This is a genomic window from Alteromonas sp. 76-1 (genome assembly GCF_900654235.1).
GTDB lineage: Bacteria > Pseudomonadota > Gammaproteobacteria > Enterobacterales > Alteromonadaceae > Alteromonas > Alteromonas naphthalenivorans.
In genome coordinates this window covers 1,939,266-1,957,132 of record NZ_LR136958.1, presented here as the reverse complement: position 1 = coordinate 1,957,132, position 17,867 = coordinate 1,939,266, and the positions used below count along the sequence as shown (strand labels likewise).

At 42.5% G+C, this 17,867-nt stretch carries 12 protein-coding genes; 10 read left to right on the top strand and 2 right to left on the bottom strand.

Annotated features, from left to right (window positions below; genetic code table 11):
* The first annotated feature begins 623 nt into the window (after nt 1-623).
* From ALT761_RS08225 to ALT761_RS08195, 7 genes are all read left to right on the top strand, one after another.
* Entirely contained in the window at nt 624-3,551 is a 2,928-nt protein-coding gene (locus ALT761_RS08225; RefSeq protein ID WP_129737913.1) for a TonB-dependent receptor, read from the top strand.
* Nucleotides 3,552-3,730: 179 nt separating this feature from the next.
* On the top strand, nt 3,731-4,849 hold the full coding sequence (locus tag ALT761_RS08220; protein WP_129737911.1) for a polysaccharide lyase family 7 protein: 1,119 nt from the start codon (nt 3,731-3,733) through the stop codon (nt 4,847-4,849).
* A gap of 57 nt (nt 4,850-4,906) precedes the next feature.
* Complete coding sequence (locus tag ALT761_RS08215; RefSeq protein WP_013784429.1) at nt 4,907-5,926, top strand: LacI family DNA-binding transcriptional regulator; 1,020 nt, start codon at nt 4,907-4,909, stop codon at nt 5,924-5,926.
* A 230-nt stretch (nt 5,927-6,156) separates the two neighbouring features.
* Nucleotides 6,157-7,089, top strand: coding sequence for an AEC family transporter (locus ALT761_RS08210; protein ID WP_129737909.1), 933 nt, complete (start codon nt 6,157-6,159; stop codon nt 7,087-7,089).
* Between the two features lie 227 nt (nt 7,090-7,316).
* Entirely contained in the window at nt 7,317-7,532 is a 216-nt protein-coding gene (locus ALT761_RS08205; RefSeq protein ID WP_129737907.1) for a tellurium resistance protein TerC, read from the top strand.
* A gap of 240 nt (nt 7,533-7,772) precedes the next feature.
* Nucleotides 7,773-8,300 (top strand): (2Fe-2S)-binding protein, encoded by a 528-nt coding sequence (locus tag ALT761_RS08200; RefSeq protein ID WP_129737905.1) that lies wholly within the window; start codon nt 7,773-7,775, stop codon nt 8,298-8,300.
* The gene (locus ALT761_RS08195; RefSeq protein WP_129737903.1) at nt 8,297-10,552 is read left to right on the top strand and encodes a xanthine dehydrogenase family protein molybdopterin-binding subunit; all 2,256 of its coding nucleotides are present in this window, start codon (nt 8,297-8,299) and stop codon (nt 10,550-10,552) included. The genes ALT761_RS08200 and ALT761_RS08195 overlap by 4 nt, the downstream gene beginning before the upstream one ends.
* A gap of 157 nt (nt 10,553-10,709) precedes the next feature.
* Here the strand turns inward: ALT761_RS08195 and ppsA are convergent, their stop codons facing one another.
* Nucleotides 10,710-13,082 (bottom strand): phosphoenolpyruvate synthase, encoded by a 2,373-nt coding sequence (gene ppsA / locus ALT761_RS08190; protein ID WP_129737901.1) that lies wholly within the window; start codon nt 13,080-13,082, stop codon nt 10,710-10,712.
* Between the two features lie 271 nt (nt 13,083-13,353).
* Between ppsA and ppsR the strand changes: the two genes are divergently transcribed.
* Complete coding sequence (ppsR, locus tag ALT761_RS08185; protein WP_063458448.1) at nt 13,354-14,166, top strand: posphoenolpyruvate synthetase regulatory kinase/phosphorylase PpsR; 813 nt, start codon at nt 13,354-13,356, stop codon at nt 14,164-14,166.
* Nucleotides 14,167-14,300: 134 nt separating this feature from the next.
* On the opposite strand, the gene ALT761_RS08180 is transcribed toward ppsR, so the two are convergent.
* Nucleotides 14,301-15,332 (bottom strand): DUF2157 domain-containing protein, encoded by a 1,032-nt coding sequence (locus tag ALT761_RS08180; RefSeq protein WP_129737899.1) that lies wholly within the window; start codon nt 15,330-15,332, stop codon nt 14,301-14,303.
* Nucleotides 15,333-16,040: 708 nt separating this feature from the next.
* On the opposite strand from ALT761_RS08180, the gene ALT761_RS08175 reads away from it, so the two are divergent.
* Together ALT761_RS08175 and ALT761_RS08170 are read left to right on the top strand one after the other, a co-directional pair.
* Nucleotides 16,041-16,607: an RNA polymerase sigma factor gene (locus ALT761_RS08175; RefSeq protein ID WP_129737897.1), complete on the top strand. Its 567-nt coding sequence runs from the start codon at nt 16,041-16,043 to the stop codon at nt 16,605-16,607.
* On the top strand, nt 16,597-17,703 hold the full coding sequence (locus tag ALT761_RS08170) for a FecR family protein (protein ID WP_172602863.1): 1,107 nt from the start codon (nt 16,597-16,599) through the stop codon (nt 17,701-17,703). Before ALT761_RS08175 ends, ALT761_RS08170 begins: the two co-directional genes overlap by 11 nt.
* The last annotated feature ends 164 nt before the right edge of the window (nt 17,704-17,867 follow it).

Below are 17,867 nucleotides of genomic sequence, written 5' to 3'. Positions count from 1 at the left end.
TGCTCAACACCGCGTTAAATTCGTTATTTACAAAACAAAACAAAACCGGTTTAGTTTTTCCAACAAGCTAACATAGAAGTGATTGATGTCAACGTTAAAATACCAATTAAATATACATTTTACACTCAATAAATTAACAAATCACATATGCAACACATAAAAAATTCTTAATTATTTCAGAGGACTAGTCTATTAAAACTTGTAACCACAGTGCTAAATGTAAAAAACGACAATTGGCATTTAACCTTACCCAGTATCGTTCACTTCACGCTCGTACTATCTAGTTCACAGTAAAATGTTAACTAAAAATGTTTATAAACGCCGCACCCCACCATTTTAAAAGGATATAAAAACCTTTTTTTCGGCCTAAACGAATAAATTTGATACTTTTGGATAATTTTTTGTTGACGAAAAGAGATGCAAATGTAACCTTATTGTTAATATCCCGGTTGCAGAGCAATTTTTTTAAATAAAAAACTAAACCGGTTTAGTGCCATAAGAAATAGATAATAGTGCGAATTAACGTTGCCTAATTAATAAGACAAGCCATCACTTCACAAGAGAATTTAATAATAATTTTATGTTTGTGAGGTACTTAGCTGAACAGCTTTTGGAGAAGCAAAATGAACAACAAATTATCAAAACTTACGGTAGCCATATTATCCGCTACCACTGTAGGTTTTTCTTTGCCAAGTTTTGCGCAAGAAGAACAGGACACACAAACCCCAGATTCTTTGGAGGTGATTGAAGTTCGTGGTATCGCTAGCAGTATTGCTGAGTCTGCCCGATTAAAACGTTACGACTCTCGTATTGTAGATGCGATTGTGGCGGAAGATATTGGTAAGTTGCCAGATAACAATATCGCTGAAGCGCTTCAGCGTATCACTGGTGTGTCTATAAGCCGAGATTTTGGTGTGGGTGAGTCGGTAACCATTCGTGGTATCTCACAAAACCGCGTTGAATTAAATGGTCGTTCTACCTCAGGCAGTGGTCGTGGTGGTATTAGTCTTGATGACTTTCCTTCTAGCTTCTTAAAAACCGTTGAAGTGGTTAAATCCCCTACTCCAGAAATGATTGAAGGTGCGTTAGGCGGTACTATTAACATGACAACTGTACGCCCGCTAGAGCTTGAAGAGCCTCTGGTGGCCGTGACCTTAGATGGAGAGTACGCAGATAAAGCAGAAAACTGGGCGCCTATGTTTACAGGCGCAGCCGGAAGAAACTGGGATCTAGGTGATGCCGGTACGTTTGGTGCATCAGTAGTGATGTCGTATCAAGACCGCACACTAAGACGTGATGAGTTCTTTAATCTTGTAACCCCAACCGAATTAGATTTAGACGGCGACGGCAACAGTGACGCTGCTAACACCCCTAGCGGTAACTACTTAGTTCGCAGTCAAAACACCGTTGAGCAAAAAACTGAACAGCGTGAACGTACCGCTTATGGATTGTCCCTTCAATGGGCGCCAAAAGATACCGACGCTTTTATTTACTTAGACGTAAATGCTACCGACCTTGACGGTGGACAAGAAGCCTACTCTGTACTGAACGACAGCAAAGACTATTCTGATTTGGTGTTAGACAACGCCTACGGCGATGCCCAAGGTCAACTGCAAAGTTTTGGCTCAGGCAGTGCGTTTGTACAGCCTAAAACATGGGCCGATTTTACCACCAACGACTCTATGTCCAACGCGCTAGGTGGTGAATGGTTTATTACCGACAAACTAAAAATTTCAGGTGAAGTGGCGTATACCAAGTCTGAAAGCCTGCGTACCAATTCTGAATTTAACTTACGCCCCATTTCTCGCGATCAATATGAAGAAGACGGTACTATTACCGAAAATTTATTTACCATTACCATGACCCAGGAAGGCGATGCAGTACCTGGTATTGCGTTTTCGGATGAGGACGCGCTATTAGATCCAAGTAACTTAGCAATTCGCCAATTTACCCACCAGCGTTACTATGAAGAAAACGAAGAAACAGCAATTCGTTTTGACATGGAATACATCGAGCCTTTTTCAAATTTAAGCTTCCTCACTAAAATAAAAGCAGGTATTCGTACTACGGATAGAGATTACGAACTAGACCGCTACGACTTAAGAAACAATGGTAGTGAACTTAAAAACTTACAAACCAGTGTGTCTTATGATGGTGTGATAAGACCAACATGGGTAGATGAATTTAACTCTGCTTTTGGGGGATTTAAGGAAATAAACCACAGTAATACCTTTGAACAATCTGGTATTTTTGGCACTAACGCGCTCACCCATTACTACGTTTACGATGGTGCTGAGCTGGCTTACAATATTGATGGTACTTACGACCGCGTAAAACAAATGCTGGATGGCAGTAGCCATGAATTAACCGGATCATTAGATGACAACATGGTTCGAAATACTGGCTCTTACGCCCAAATAAGCGAAGAAACTCAAGCGTTATATACCCAGTTTCATTTAGATTTCGACAAACTTACCGCGGTAGTCGGTGCACGGTATGTGCAAACTGATTTAACGTCTAATACATTTGATCAAACTGGCAGCTATGATTACTCAGATTTTCTTCCAAGCATCAATGCCACCTACTCGTTAGCAGACGATACCATTTTACGTTTTGCTGCGGCCAAAGTAATGCGCCGACCAGAATTTGGCGAGCTTAGCCCTGCAATTAGTGTCGATAATTCACTCGTTACCGGTACACAAGGCTCGTACCAACTTGACCCCTATCGTATTACCCAGTACGACTTATCTGCTGAACATTACTTTGGTCAAGGTGGTATGGTCTCTGCCGCTATATTTTATAAAGATGTAGAGTCGTTTACCGTAGCAAGCAGCTCTTGCATGGCTGATAGCAACACGGTAACAGGTCAAAACGTGACTGAGTACGTTAACGTATGTTTACTGAATACCGCAGGGGTAAGCCAAGCTGATGTGAATTACGCTTCGGGCGACCAAGACTTAGCGTATGTAGAAGCTCAGCGTGATGCCGGCCTAACCGGTATTGTTATCGACACAGATGTTAATGGTGGAAGCGGTGAAATTGCAGGTATCGAACTTGCCTACCAACAACAGTTTAGTTTTCTTCCTGGCATGTGGTCTGGTTTAGGTGTTAGCACCAACTATACCTACGCCGATAGTGAACAACCTGATGGTAACCCACTGCTAGATATTTCTAACCACACCTTCAATGGCCAGGTTTACTGGGAAAATGCGGGTATCCAAATACGTCTTGCCTATAACTGGCGTGACAAGTATTTAGACACTCAAGATGAAAAACGTGTACGTCCTGTTGGCGCGCTAGCCACGGGTGTGTACAACCGTACCAACCCTGAAGAAGCATTTTTTGACCCAACGCTGGGTAATAACTATCGTGATGCTCGCGGCCAGTTCGACTTTTCGGCCAGTTACGATGTAAACGAGCATATTACGCTTGTAGCGAACGCGGTTAACTTAACCGGTGAGCCTATCGTGCAAGTAACAGAGCTTGATAGCATTTGGCAGTATAGCGAGTCGGATAGACGCTTTACCTTCGGCGTACGAGCTCGTTGGTAAGGCTTTGTAGCATACTTCGCTAATGGCAACGTTGGCGAAGTATGTGCAACGTTCACTCTACGCTAGCACCAATTATAGTTATTTAACCAGACCATTTGCCGTAGTAAACGCTACGGCTAACTTTCTAATTCATTCAATCACTCTTTTTTCTTTTGACGATTTCCGTAAGGAGCGCATTCATGTCAAACGCTAAACATGTATATCTGGCCGGCTTAGCCGCGCTTTCCTTTTTGGCAGCGTGTAACGACGCTGACACTTCTTCATCGACCAACACAGCACAGCAAGATTCACACGCCGTATCGGGTGCTAAGGCTCCTGGCGAAGTATTCGATCTTTCCCCTTGGAACATACTTTTACCGCTAGATAGAGACGGTGACGGTAAGGCCGACAAAATTAAAAATAAAGACTTAGCAAGCTTTCACGTGGATGAGTTCTTTTATTTAGACGACAATAACAACATGGTATTTGCGGCGGCGAATAAAGCATTCACCTCTCCCACCTCAACGAATACCCGAAGTGAGCTTCGTCAAGTGTACGCCGATGAAAACGGCAATGTTCCCAGCTTAGAAAGCCCAGCTAATTACTTTGCACTTGCCTCAAACCCAGACTCAGATAAGTTCGCTGCCATCGGTGCCCGTATGGAAGCCACCCTTAAAGTAGACCACGTTTCTACCAATGCTAAATATCATGACAAGCCCCCCGCATATTCGGTTGTTGTAGGGCAAATTCATGCTGGTAAGCTAGATGACCTTAGAAATGATGTGTCGGGTTTTGGTTGGGGTAACGAACCACTAAAGATTTATTATAAGAAATACCCAAACCATGAGACAGGTACGGTATTTTGGAACTATGAGCTAAATTTACCAGAAGATAACCCTAAACGTACTGACATTGCTTACCCTGTATGGGGAGATGGATGGCATGACGACAAGGATCCCGGTGAAACAGGCATCGCGCTTGGTGAGTCTTTCAGTTATGAGATTAACGTTTACGGCGATACAATGTATCTAACCTTTAGCGCAGAGAACCACCCCACGGTTAAGCACCAGATAAACTTGGCAAACAATGTTGATGCTAATGGCTTTATAGATGACTATGATGACCCTGTGGCGTACAAGAATGATTGGCTTTTTTTCAAAGCTGGCGCGTATAACCAATGCAGTACGAAGGATGCCCCAACATTCCGCTACCCCGCTTGTCCGGGAACGGGCGACTGGGAAACCGATAAAAAAGCAGGTAACTACACCCGCGTGTCCTTCTCTCATTTGCAGGTAGGCGATGCTATTGCAGTGAAATAGTGAAGAGTATTTGGTAACACAAATATTCCTATAAACGCCTTTAGTAAGAGAATAATAATGAATAAAAGTAAAGTTAGACTTATCGATGTGGCTGAGAAAGCGGGCGTATCAAAAAGTACCGCCTCGCAATTTTTAAACGGTCGCTTCGATTTTATGTCGTTCGACACCCGTTTGCGATTGCAAAAAGCGGTAGAGGAACTGAATTATGTTCCCAATAATATCGCCCGTAGCTTGAAAACCAATAAGACCAAAACCCTGGGTGTTATTGTAAGAGATATATCTAGCTATTACACCAGTCAGACCATTCGTGGTATGGACGATTATTGTAAAAGTCATGGCTACGATTTATTCATTTATAATTCGGATTTTGAACCCAAAACCGAAAAAAATGCGCTGACTACACTTTGCCAATTAAATGTAGACGGCGCCATTATTGCCTCTTGCGGAAACAACGCAAAGCTAATAGAAGACATTTCGAATAACACTATGCCAGTGGTGCAATTTCAATTAGAACATGACGATTGTGACACCGGCATTGTGGTTGCTGATTACAAACGGGCGTCTTTTGATGCCACTGAGTACCTTATTAACTTGGGGCACAAACATATTTGTTTTGTAACCCAAAAGTTCGAATCGGTTAAGTCTCGCCAAGAGAAGTATCAAGGTTTTGTAGATGCACATACAAAACATAATCTACCCGTTGACGAAACCCTAACTATACATTGGAGTCGGCAGGACGGATTGCATCGCTCTCCCATTGATATGCTGAAGTCAGACAATCCACCCACCGCTTTTTTTACTCAGCAAATTGCAATAACCATTGATGTACTAAAAGAATTAGAAGCCGCTAACATTCCTATTCCCCAAGACGTGTCTTTACTTGGGTTCGAGGAAATCCCTATGGCTGAATTTTTTAAGGTGCCTATTACCGTTATCAAACAGCAACCTTACGAATTAGGCGGCGAAGCAGCGCGCATGTTGATGAATAAAATCAATAATCCTAAATCGGTAAATACGCGTATGCTGGTGCCCTGCTCTTTGGTGGAACGCTCATCATGCGCGGCGCCTAAGGCTTAACCTATTTTGTTTTCACTAATGCGGCACTGATGGGATGAAAACAGCGGTAGCTATAATAAAGCGCCGCCTTTTAAGGAATAGTACATCAGTGTAATGCCCTGAAGGTTAAAAATTAGCTCATCACTATGAAAGTATTGAAATTATATTTTCAAACTAATGCCGCAACCTTGTTTAAGTTTGATAATGTATTACCCATCTCCTGAATTTAGTGCTTTTATCGATTAACTCCCATGCTTTCATTTATCACCAGTACCTTAGTGCCCGTTCTAATCCTACTTTTAATGGGTTGGGTATTTTTTCGCATCCGTTGGTTAAACGAAGCCTTTATCGAGTCGGGTTCAAAGCTGGTGTTCAATGTCGCCCTACCCGCGTTGCTTTTTTTATCTATTAGTCAGTCAAACTTTTCTAATGCCGCTAATTTTACCCTCATCACTATTGGAATAAGTGGTTCAATATTGATGTGCGCGGTATTAATGTTATTGGTTCATTTCACCGTGAACCCACAAAATGCACGTGGTGTAGTAGTGCAAGGTGGCTTTAGGGCCAACATGGGTATTATCGGCTTGGCCTATTGCGCGAATACTTATGGGCAAGAAGGCTTGGCAGCCGCATCCGTTTATATGGGCTGTATTACCATTTTGTACAATGTTATGTCGGTGTTTGTGCTCAACTTCTATCAGGTGGGTTTTACTGCGCCAATGAATCAAATTAAAGGTATTGCTCGAAACCCGCTTATTATTTCAATTGTTGCAGCATTACCGTTTTCTTATTTTCAATGGTCGTTGCCCGAGGTTGCCTTAAAAACCGGAGAGTATTTTGCCCAGCTTACCCTTCCCTTAGCACTTATCTGTACCGGCGCATCACTGCAGTTCCGCTCTTTTTCTAGCGACTGGTATAACATCGCATTAGCCACAGTAAGTAAGTGCATTGTTTACCCCGCCTTACTAGTAGGTATTGCCTATTTTTCCGGTTTCAGAGGTATGGAACTAGGCATAGTATTATTGCTGTCTATTGCGCCGACAGCCGCAGCCAGCTATGTGATGGTAAGAAACTTAGGTGGCGATCACCGTCTGGCGGCGAGTATTATTGCCCTAAGCACATTGGTGTCGTTACCTATTACCGCCATCGGGTTTGGCAGTTTAGCCATGCTAGGCCTGGTTTAAGAGCTAATAGGTGCTCAAAGCCCACGCTATACACTTGTTTACACTTTTATGGTTGGCAATTGTTCGGTTTTGACCCACAATGAACTGAGTTACCTTTGATTCCCTTAGTTCGATTGCTTTAATTCGAACATTGGGCTTAAGCGATTAGGTTCGATGGCTGCATTTGATGGCTTGCCGTTAATAGCTAAAAGTCAGTAGCCAGCATTTAATCGCATGGAAAAATTATTATGAAAATAGTTCGGTTAACCCTTGGTGGCATTCTTTTTATCGGCGGCATTATTTTAACCCTTTTACCAGGGTCAATTTTGTTAGTGATAGGTGGATTAGTGTTACTGAGTTACGACTGGCCCCGTGCACGTGGATGGCTCAAAATAAGTCAGAACATGATGGCGTCAAGCGCTAGAAGAATAGACCGCGTATTATTAATGCGTAAATTTCGCTAAGCAATTACTGCATAATTTACGCTTTCCCCCCCTGTCATCGCACATCGTAAACCATTAATCTGAAGTTTCAGTATAACCTTCATAGTCATGTTATTTTTATACACTAAACTCGTTAAAAGTATAAAATTCAACGACACGATTAATAACACTTTATAAAAATCAAAAACCTTTCATTTATTCAAACAGGCAACGTGAGGCATTCGACTGACCATCGACACTTACGACAATGGAGACAAGACCATGATTACGTTTACCGTTAACGGTGAAACACGTGAATTTGCGGGCGATCCTACCACTCCCGTACTTTGGTACTTACGTGACGAACTACATCTAACTGGCCCTAAATTTGGCTGTGGCATGGCACAATGTGGTGCCTGTACAGTGCATATTAATGGCGTAGCACAGCGCTCTTGCGTATTGCCTGTTTCAGCGGTTTCAGGCAGTAAAATAACGACCATTGAGGGCTTGAGTAAAGACGGTGAACATCCCGTTCAACAAGCATGGGTTGAACATAAGGTGCCTCAATGTGGATATTGTCAGTGCGGCCAAATGATGCAAGCGGCCAGCTTGTTAGCAAGTAACCCTACCCCAAGCGATGAAGAAATTGTGCAAGGTATGTCAGGCAATATCTGTCGCTGCGGTACTTACCCACGTATTCACAAAGCGATTAAGTCAGCGGCGAAAACTATGGCTGGTGTGGAGTATTATGTTCCTGAAGCAAGCTCGCCAGAAACAGCCACATCTGAGTCTGCGGGAGAAGAAGCATGAGCAAGTATTTCGACTTAACTCGTCGCAGCTTTCTAAAGTCATCGGCCACCGCTGGTGCACTCGTTTTAGGTACGTATTTCATGGGCGCTGCACCTCGCGCCATGGCGGGCGTACTAGCAAAGCCCTCTGAATCAGCCAAAATGGCTAACTTATTTGTAGCACTACGCCCCGATGGCGTTGTTGAGATTACCTGTCACCGATCTGAAATGGGCCAACAAATTCGTACCGCATTGGCGCAAATTGTGGCCGATGAGATGGAAGCCTCGTGGGACAAAGTCGTGGTGATCCAAGGTAAAGGCGACCCGAAGTACGGCGATCAAAATACCGATGGTTCACGCAGTATTCGTTACAACATGCAACGTTTACGTGAAATGGGCGCAAGTGTTCGCCACCTTATGCAGCAAGCCGCCGCCACCCGCTGGGACGTACCTTTCGATTCATGCAGCGCAGTGCAACATGTGGTTACTCATACCTCAGGTAAAACCCTTACCTATGCTGAACTGGTAAACGATGCATTAAAAATTACCCCGCCAGAGCTCGATCGCATTACCCTAAAAGAACGCAGCGAGTGGCGTTATATCAATACCGCCATGGCGCACATCGACTTAAAAGACATTGTGACCGGTAAAGCGACTTTTGCGGCTGACGTACTTGAGCCAAAAGCGTTAATTGCAGTGGTGGTTCGCCCACCAGTTGTTGGCGGAAAAGTAAAAAGCTTTGATGCGAAAGCCGTTAAAGCTATTGATGGTGTGGTAGATGTGGTTGAAATTCCCGCCGCGAAAGTCGCACCACAGTTTCAACCTAAAGGCGGTATTGCCATTATCGCTAACAATACCTGGGCTGCCATAAAAGGCCGTCGCGCCCTTACAGTAAGTTGGGACGATGGTAAAAACGGTGATTATAACTCCGAAGCCTTCAAAGCAAGCTTGCTGGAAACAGTATCGAAGCCACAAAAATCAGTTCGCGAAAAAGGTGATGCAGCCAATGTGCTTGCCAATGCTAGTGATAAATTGGTTGCCGACTATTACGTGCCGCATTTAGCACAAGCGCCTATGGAGCCACCTTGCGCTACGGCAATGTATTATAAAGACCGTGTTGATGTGTGGGCTGCTACGCAGAATCCGCAGGCCGATATGGAAACCGTGGGTGCCATGATTGGCATGCCGAAAGAGAAGATTAACGTGCATGTCACTATGCTAGGCGGAGGATTTGGTCGTAAATCGAAACCCGACTTTTCTGCTGAAGCAGCCTACCTTTCAATGAAGACAGGCAAGCCAATTCGCGTGCAATGGACTCGTGAAGACGACATTCAGCATGGTTTCTATCATGCGGTTTCAGCACAGCATATTGAAGCCTCTTTGGATGAAAATGGCGGCATTGATGCTTACTTGCACCGCACGGCCTTTTCGCCCATTGCGTCTACCTTCCAACAAGACGCTACCGCACCGTTCAGCTTCGAGCTTCGTTTAGGCTTTACGGATAATCCTATCAATACCCCTAATATGAAACTTGAAAGTGGTGAAGCACCGGCGAAAGCGCGTATAGGATGGATGCGTTCGGTGTCTAACATCTTCCATGCATTCGCTATTCAGTCTTTTATTGCTGAAGCGGCTCACAAAGCGGGACGAGATCAAAAAGACTATCTTCTTGAAACTATTGGGCCTGATCGCATTGTTGATGTAACCGAACAAAATGCAGAATACGACAACTACGGCGCCGATAAAGACGCTTATCCACTCGATATTGGCCGACTACGTAAAGCGATTGAGAAAGTGGCTGATATGAGTGGCTGGGGCCGTGAATTACCAAAAGGCAGAGGCCTTGGTATAGCAGCGCACCGAAGCTTCTTAACCTATGTGGCGACTGTGGTTGAAGTAGAAGTGTCTGAGGCAGGTGATCTTAAAATCATTAAATCATGGGCCAGCATTGATGCAGGTACTGTGGTAAATACCGACACGGTGAAAAACCAGGTACAAGGTGGGTCTATCTTTGGTATTACTGCCGCCATTAGTGACGGTATTACTTTTGATAAAGGTCGTGCTCAACAAAGTAACTTCCATGACTACCGCGTACCGCGTATGAGTGATGCGCCGCTAGAGGTTGAGGTTGAGATTATTCCAAGTGATGCACCACCAGCGGGTGTGGGTGAACCAGCAACACCGGTTTATGCGCCTGCCTTGTGTAACGCCATTTTTGCTGCTTGCGGTAAGCGTATAAGACAATTACCTATTGGTAACCAATTAAAAGCCTAAGACTGACTTAGTTTAGTCCAAGGTTAATAATTTGATAAAGGCGCAATAAAGCACAATAAATACGCATTAAAAAAGCCGCTTAGATTGAAAAATCTAAGCGGCTTTTTGATGTTTAAGCTTCTGTAAATAGCGTATTGCTAGGCTAGCGTCAAACAGATTAGCCAAGCTTTTCAGCAAGGTATAACCAAGTCTCAACTACCGTATCTGGGTTAAGCGATACTGAGTCGATACCTTCTTCTACCAACCAGGCAGCAAAGTCTTCGTGATCTGATGGGCCTTGACCACAAATACCAACGTATTTGCCACGTTTCTTCGCCGCTTGAATAGCCATTGATAGCAAGGCTTTCACTGCTGGGTCTCGTTCGTCAAACAAGTGAGCAATAACGCCACTGTCGCGGTCTAGCCCAAGAGTTAACTGAGTTAAATCGTTCGAACCAATCGAGAAGCCATCGAAAATATCTAAGAACTGATCGGCAAGTAATGCATTAGATGGTAATTCACACATCATAATAACGCGTAAACCATCTTCGCCTTTCTTAAGCCCCTGCTCTTCTAGCAGTTCGATAACCTTTCGGCCTTCTTCTAGTGTACGTACAAAGGGGATCATGATCTCAACGTTAGTTAAGCCCATGTTATTACGAACCCGTTTAATCGCTTCACACTCTAAAGCAAAACAGTCGCGGAAATCTTCCGAGATATAACGGCTCGCACCACGGAAACCAAGCATTGGGTTTTCTTCATCTGGCTCGTACTGGTAACCGCCAACTAAGTTGTAGTATTCGTTAGACTTGAAGTCAGACATACGAACAATCACTTTTTCAGGCGAAAACGCAGCGCCAATGGTAGAAATACCTTCAACCAATTTTTCAATGTAGAACTCAGTTGGTGAGTCGTAACCGGCAATCATATCGCTAATTTCTTCTTTAAGCTCAGCAGGCTGGCTGTCGAAATTAAGTAGCGCTTTAGGATGCACTCCAATCATGCGGTTAATAATGAACTCTAAGCGAGCAAGGCCAACACCTGCATTAGGCAAACGCGCGAAATCAAATGCGCGGTCGGGGTTACCCACGTTCATCATCACTTTTAAGGGTATGTCAGGCATAGAGTCGATACGTGAAGTCACTACATCAAACTCTAGTTCTGCACCATAGATGTAACCTGTATCACCTTCTGCACACGACACGGTAATTTTATCGCCGTTCTCGATGCTGTCAGTGGCGTTACCACACCCTACTACTGCAGGAATGCCTAGCTCACGAGCAATAATGGCTGCGTGACATGTACGACCGCCTCGGTTGGTCACAATGGCAGACGCCTTTTTCATGATAGGTTCCCAATCTGGGTCTGTCATGTCGGTAACCAGTACATCGCCAGCTTGAATCTTGTCCATTTCTTCAATAGAGCCAAGTACTTTCGCTACGCCTGCACCAATTTTATGACCAATAGCACGGCCTTCACACACCGTATTGCTTTGCCCTTTAAGTTGGAAACGCTCAATGCTTTGTGAATCTTCACGGCTTCGAACCGTTTCAGGGCGCGCTTGAACAATATAAAGCTTGCCGTCTACGCCATCTTTGGCCCATTCGATATCCATCGGGCGATCGTAGTGCTTTTCAATAATTTGCGCCTGCTTCGCCAGCTCCATCACTTCTTCGTCGTTCAGTGAGAACGCTTTACTTTCAGTGCTGTCGATATCAACGATAGACACTTGCTTGCCATGTGCTTCATCGTCAGAGTAAATCATCTTAACTAGCTTGCTGCCTAGGTTACGGCGAACAATGGCTGGAAGCCCTTTATCAAGGGTTGGTTTGTGTACGTAAAATTCATCTGGGTTTACCGCACCCTGCACAACCATTTCACCCAGGCCGTATGAACTCGTAATAAATACTACGTCCTCAAAGCCCGACTCTGTGTCGATAGTGAACATCACGCCCGACGATGAAATATCGCTTCGAACCATGCGCTGAATACCAGCAGACAATGCCACGCCTTTATGGTCGTAACCTTGGTGAACACGATACGAAATAGCACGGTCGTTAAATAACGAGGCGAATACGTGTTTAATGGCTACCAACACAGACTCGTAACCTTTCACGTTTAGGAAAGTTTCTTGCTGACCGGCAAACGACGCATCTGGCATGTCTTCTGCGGTAGCTGATGAACGAACGGCAAATGATGCTTCATCGCCTGCATCACCCTGCAATTTCACAAACGCTTCTTTGATTGCTTCTTCTAGTTCAGGTTGAAACGGCGTGTCGATGATCCATTGACGAATATCTTTGCCCGCTTCGTTAAGCGCACCAATATCTTCAACATCAAGTGTATCTAATACGTTATGAATTTTAGCTTCTAGGCCGCTTTGCTCTAGAAATTCATTAAAAGCCTCTGCAGTTGTGGCGAAACCTCCCGGTACTTGTACACCGGCGTTAGCTAGGTTAGAAATCATCTCGCCTAAAGATGCATTTTTGCCGCCAACGCGACCTACATCATGCATGCCCAGTTCTTGATACCAAAGTACGAATTCTTTCACTGCCGAAGCCTCCAGCTTATTTTTGAGTAGGGTATAAGCAATGGCGGGCCACATGCCCAACATTGGTAAAATACGTGTCGACTGCGTATATCCAAACGCGCTTAATGCTTATTAATATTAACGAGTACCAAGTAAAGCAGGCTTGCGTTACATCAAGTCATCATTAATAACCATATAGCTTTTCGACGAAATCATCTTAGAATGGGGGAAATCGGAAAGTAAACTCTTTATTACTTTTGTAATAAAATTACGACAATGTTAAGGATTTGTTGTGCGCACAGCTTTTTATATTTCAGACGGTACCGCCATCACTGCAGAGGTGTTTGGCCACGCCCTGCTGTCTTTGTTCCCTGTTGAATTCAATCACAATACCATTCCTTTTGTTGAAACTGAGGAAGAAGCTAACAAGGTTTTGGATAAAATATCTGAAAGTTTTCAAGACACAGGAGAAAGGCCGCTCGTTTTTTATACAATTGTGAATGTAGATGTTCGCAAGATAATTTCAAAATCGGTAGGTATTAACTACAATTTCCTCGATCAATTCGTGGCGCCCCTAGAAAAAGTGCTTGGTGTGCCCTCAAAACCAGAAAAACATCGCACGCATAGCATTCATGAAACCACTTATGATATTCGTATTGAGGCGGTTAACTATGCATTAGCCAACGATGACGGTTCTAACCTGAAAGATTACGACGAAGCCGACATTATTTTAGTAGGCGTCTCGCGCTCAGGTAAAACGCCCACCAGCTTATACTTAGCCCTGCAGTTTGGTATTAAAGCGGCTAACTACCCGTTTACCGAAGATGACATGGGCGACATGCTTAAATTACCTACGGCGCTTCGCCGCTATAAAGACAAACTTTTTGGGCTCACCATTCAACCAGAACGACTACACCAAATTCGCTCTGAGCGAAAAGCGAATAGCCGCTATGCATCATTACAGCAGTGCAGAATGGAGCTACGAGAAGTAGAGAACTTGTACCGAAAAGAAAAGATCCCGTTCTTAAACAGTACCAAATATTCAATAGAAGAGATTTCAGCGAAAATATTGGCGGAGACAGGATTAAAACGAAGAAAGTATTAACCAACCACAAAGTGAATAGATGCCAGCCAAATGATTGGCTGGCCTATTTACCGCTAATTTAAAAACACGCTAATTTAAAAACAGGTTCTTAATCAAGAATCGAGTATCAACTTGTGCATTTAACACGGGCTAATCTAGAGATGTTTAGCGTCCAGCAGTGTTTGCACTGCCTTGGGCAAAAGTTTACGTGTTTTCGCGGTAATCACGGCTTCGTTCTTTTGCCACTTTATACCTAGGTAAATCACAAACAACCCCAAAAACGTTAACGCAATAGGAAAAAACCAGCTATCTGCGAAAACATCTGCCGCCAAATATCCTACATAGCCTGTACATCCAATAGCCCCGAATACAACAAATACTCTTCTAATTAAAAGTACACCGATAAATATCATCACGAAATTAATGAGAAAGTAGAAGAATTTCGAAAGCTCGCTGTCAGAATGTTGAGAAGATAACCCTCCCCAAAACGCGATAACGCCAAATAAGTATATCCAAAATGCGTAATCGGCTTTGTTTGCTGTGCGTACGTCTACCCAAAACCCGAGCGCTATCATAAGAAGACCCGTGTACATAGAAACTATTGTTCTTAGTTCCCAGCTGTATTCCCCGTCTGACAACATAACAGAGACATCCATGGTTAAATACCATAGCGTAACCGCAATAGGCATGACTAAAAATGGATATTTATACTTCCAAGCAATGACAACACCGACCGCCAACGTACTTAGCTCCATATACAACCAATGCCAGTGAATATACCTGTGATAGTCGCGGTAAACGGTATCGTCAGGCCAAACGCCTAAAGCCTGCTGAACACCAAAAACTGCCAACGGGGTTAGCACAACAACAAAGGTAGCGCATAGGCCCGCCGGCACGAACAATCCTTTCACCTTAAAAACGTTAGCTAACTTAATTCCTACAGCTGCATAGAATAAGCTGATGAAAACAATACCGATTCCGCCAAACGATACCCAGCCAAGGTTCATAAACAATGTCATTGCGCCAATGGCAATTAACCCACCTAGGTAGTACAACACATGGGTGAAATCAAATTTAGCAGTGGTACTAGTTTGTTGGTTCAAAAAAGCAATCAGTTGTTCAGACTGCTCAGATGAAAGAATATTAGCGCTTACCGCATCTTCTAGGTTTTGCTTGGTAACATTCAATCTGCTCTCCTTGTCAGTGCATCACCACATAATAGCGTGAGATTAACTTACTTTTCTCATTCAAGGTGACTAGTTAATATCACGAAATCAACAACGCGTAACCAGTTTACAAAATAACACTACAAAGCGTATTTAATACAATAGCTTTTGGTTTTACTTATTAACGCCAAAGCATAGCTGAGAACATTACAGGCCCTCCTCCGGCTCTTAGGTATGAAGCAAAGTGTAATGTACATTTTGTACCAAAATTGTTCAGACATAGTGTCAAAGTAAAAAGCCCAGGCTCACTGATATCCAATGACGATTAGGATATAGACTACAAAAATTAAACACCCCAAATTATGTATATTTGTATTTGCTTTCTATGGCCTCCTTTTCTTTTTATTGCAAATATCATTAGCATTAGCTACTTTAAAATGAAAACACATATCCTGCCTAACTGTATATTATTACAGATTTTTTAAGCACTAATTACGCTTGCCTCAAGTGCAGAGTAGTAATTTAAAAAGGCCAAGCCTCCTTCGTGCAAACCTCGTTATAGGCCCATTATTTTCGCCATTCGGCATTGTTCTTCAGACACGTACTTATTACTCAATTTAGCTAATGATTCATTTTATTCGCTATCTACGATTCCGTTTTGTCTGACTTGTGCGTCTTACAAGTTGGATAGGTATGATTTCAGCAACGACTTTTCTAGAAGAGTAAACAATGGATATAGCTGTGAACCCAGTAAGAAAAACTAATAACGACGAGCCTTTAGAAGTACAAAAGCAAGTGGTTGCAGATCTATTCAAAGAGCACAACGAATCTTTATTAAACTTTTTGCGAACTCGTTTACCATCGGAGTCGGATGCGCATGAAGTTGCTCAGGAAGCTTACATAAAATTACTTAAGCTGGATGAACCTAATGCAATTAGTTATTTAAAAGCTTACCTATTTAAAATTGCGTCTAATTTAGCCATAGATCGTCTACGTCATAAGCAACGTCGAAGTAGCGTAGATAAGTTTGTTTTTTTCCAAACAGAATCGCCTTCCGAAGAACAAGCGGCATTAAGAAAAGAAAAAGTTCGCATGATTACTTCATGTATAGAAGAACTCCCCCCGAAATGCCGCAAAGTTTTTTTACTAAGTCGTTTTCACGATTTATCAAATATAGAAATTGCAAATTTAATGCGCATCTCTGACCGAATGGTTAGAAAATATTTAGTTCGAGCAACAGAGCATTGCCAACTCTGCTTGAATGAAAAATTTGGAGATACGAAAGATGACAGATAATAGGACACAGTTCGAGGTAGCTACCGATTGGTACTATCAATTAAAGCAAGCCAATATCACGACAGAAGAAATTCAATTGTGGCAAGAGTGGTTAGCGCAAGATAAAGGAAATGCAGAAGCATTTAAGAAAGTAGAAGAATTAATGTGTTTAACATCTTCTATAGAAGAAATAAGTTGGCCTGATGATAGAGAGTTAATAGATGATGGATATGACGGTGAAGTTTCTGTAAAAGAGCATTTAAAAAATAAAAAAAGCCGTTTTAGTATAATTAAATCCTATATGAAAAATATAGATGTGAATTTCAACATTACAACCCGAAAACCTATTTTTTTATATTTTAGCTTTTTACTATCATTTATTTTAATCGCTGATTTAGTCCATTGTGGTTTGGGCTTCGACCACATGAACAGCGAAGTGGTTTATCAATCTGATAAAGGGGTTAATTTACCCATTGTTCTAGATGATGGCTCAGAAATAACACTAGGAGCGGACAGTAAAATCACAGTGACCTACACAGATAAAAATAGACATATTTTACTTAATTATGGTGAAGCCTATTTTGATGTCGCTAAAGATCCTCTCCGACCGTTTACTGTCGACAGCGGTAACAGATCGGTAACAGCTCTAGGAACAGAATTCAATATCTCGCAACAAAGTATTCGTTCCGTCGTTAGCGTTACTGAAGGAAAGGTTATAGTTGAGCCTGAAAGTGAAAAATATATTGCTAGAATGACCACTAATCTTTTTTACAAAAAGTTAGAAACAGATACATTTTTAGAAGCTGGACAGCGGATATCGTATGATGAGAAAACAATCACTACTGTCGACTCAGTAGATGTGGATGCTCACTCATCTTGGCGTAATGGTACATTAAAGTACATTAATGAAAGTTTAGGTTTTGTTATAGAAGACATCAACCGATATTCAAAAACTCCAATTATTGTGAATGACAATAGAATTTTAAACCTCCGGTATTCAGGCACTATTTTCGTAAATGGAATTAATGGTTGGATTGATTCCCTACCTCACATATATCCCATAAAAGTTGATAAAAACAACAACGAATTTAACATTAATTACAATTTAAAAACCTAATAAAAATTTATTTATTTTTATTTCAAACATTGGTTCCTAAAATTAATTTAGCTACGTCTTAGAAAGTGAGATTTATTTAAATTTTTAGAAAAAATTAATTATAGGGATCAATGTTTGCATGTACAATTTCAACTTTCGTAGTTTTAAATTAATACCTTTAGCGG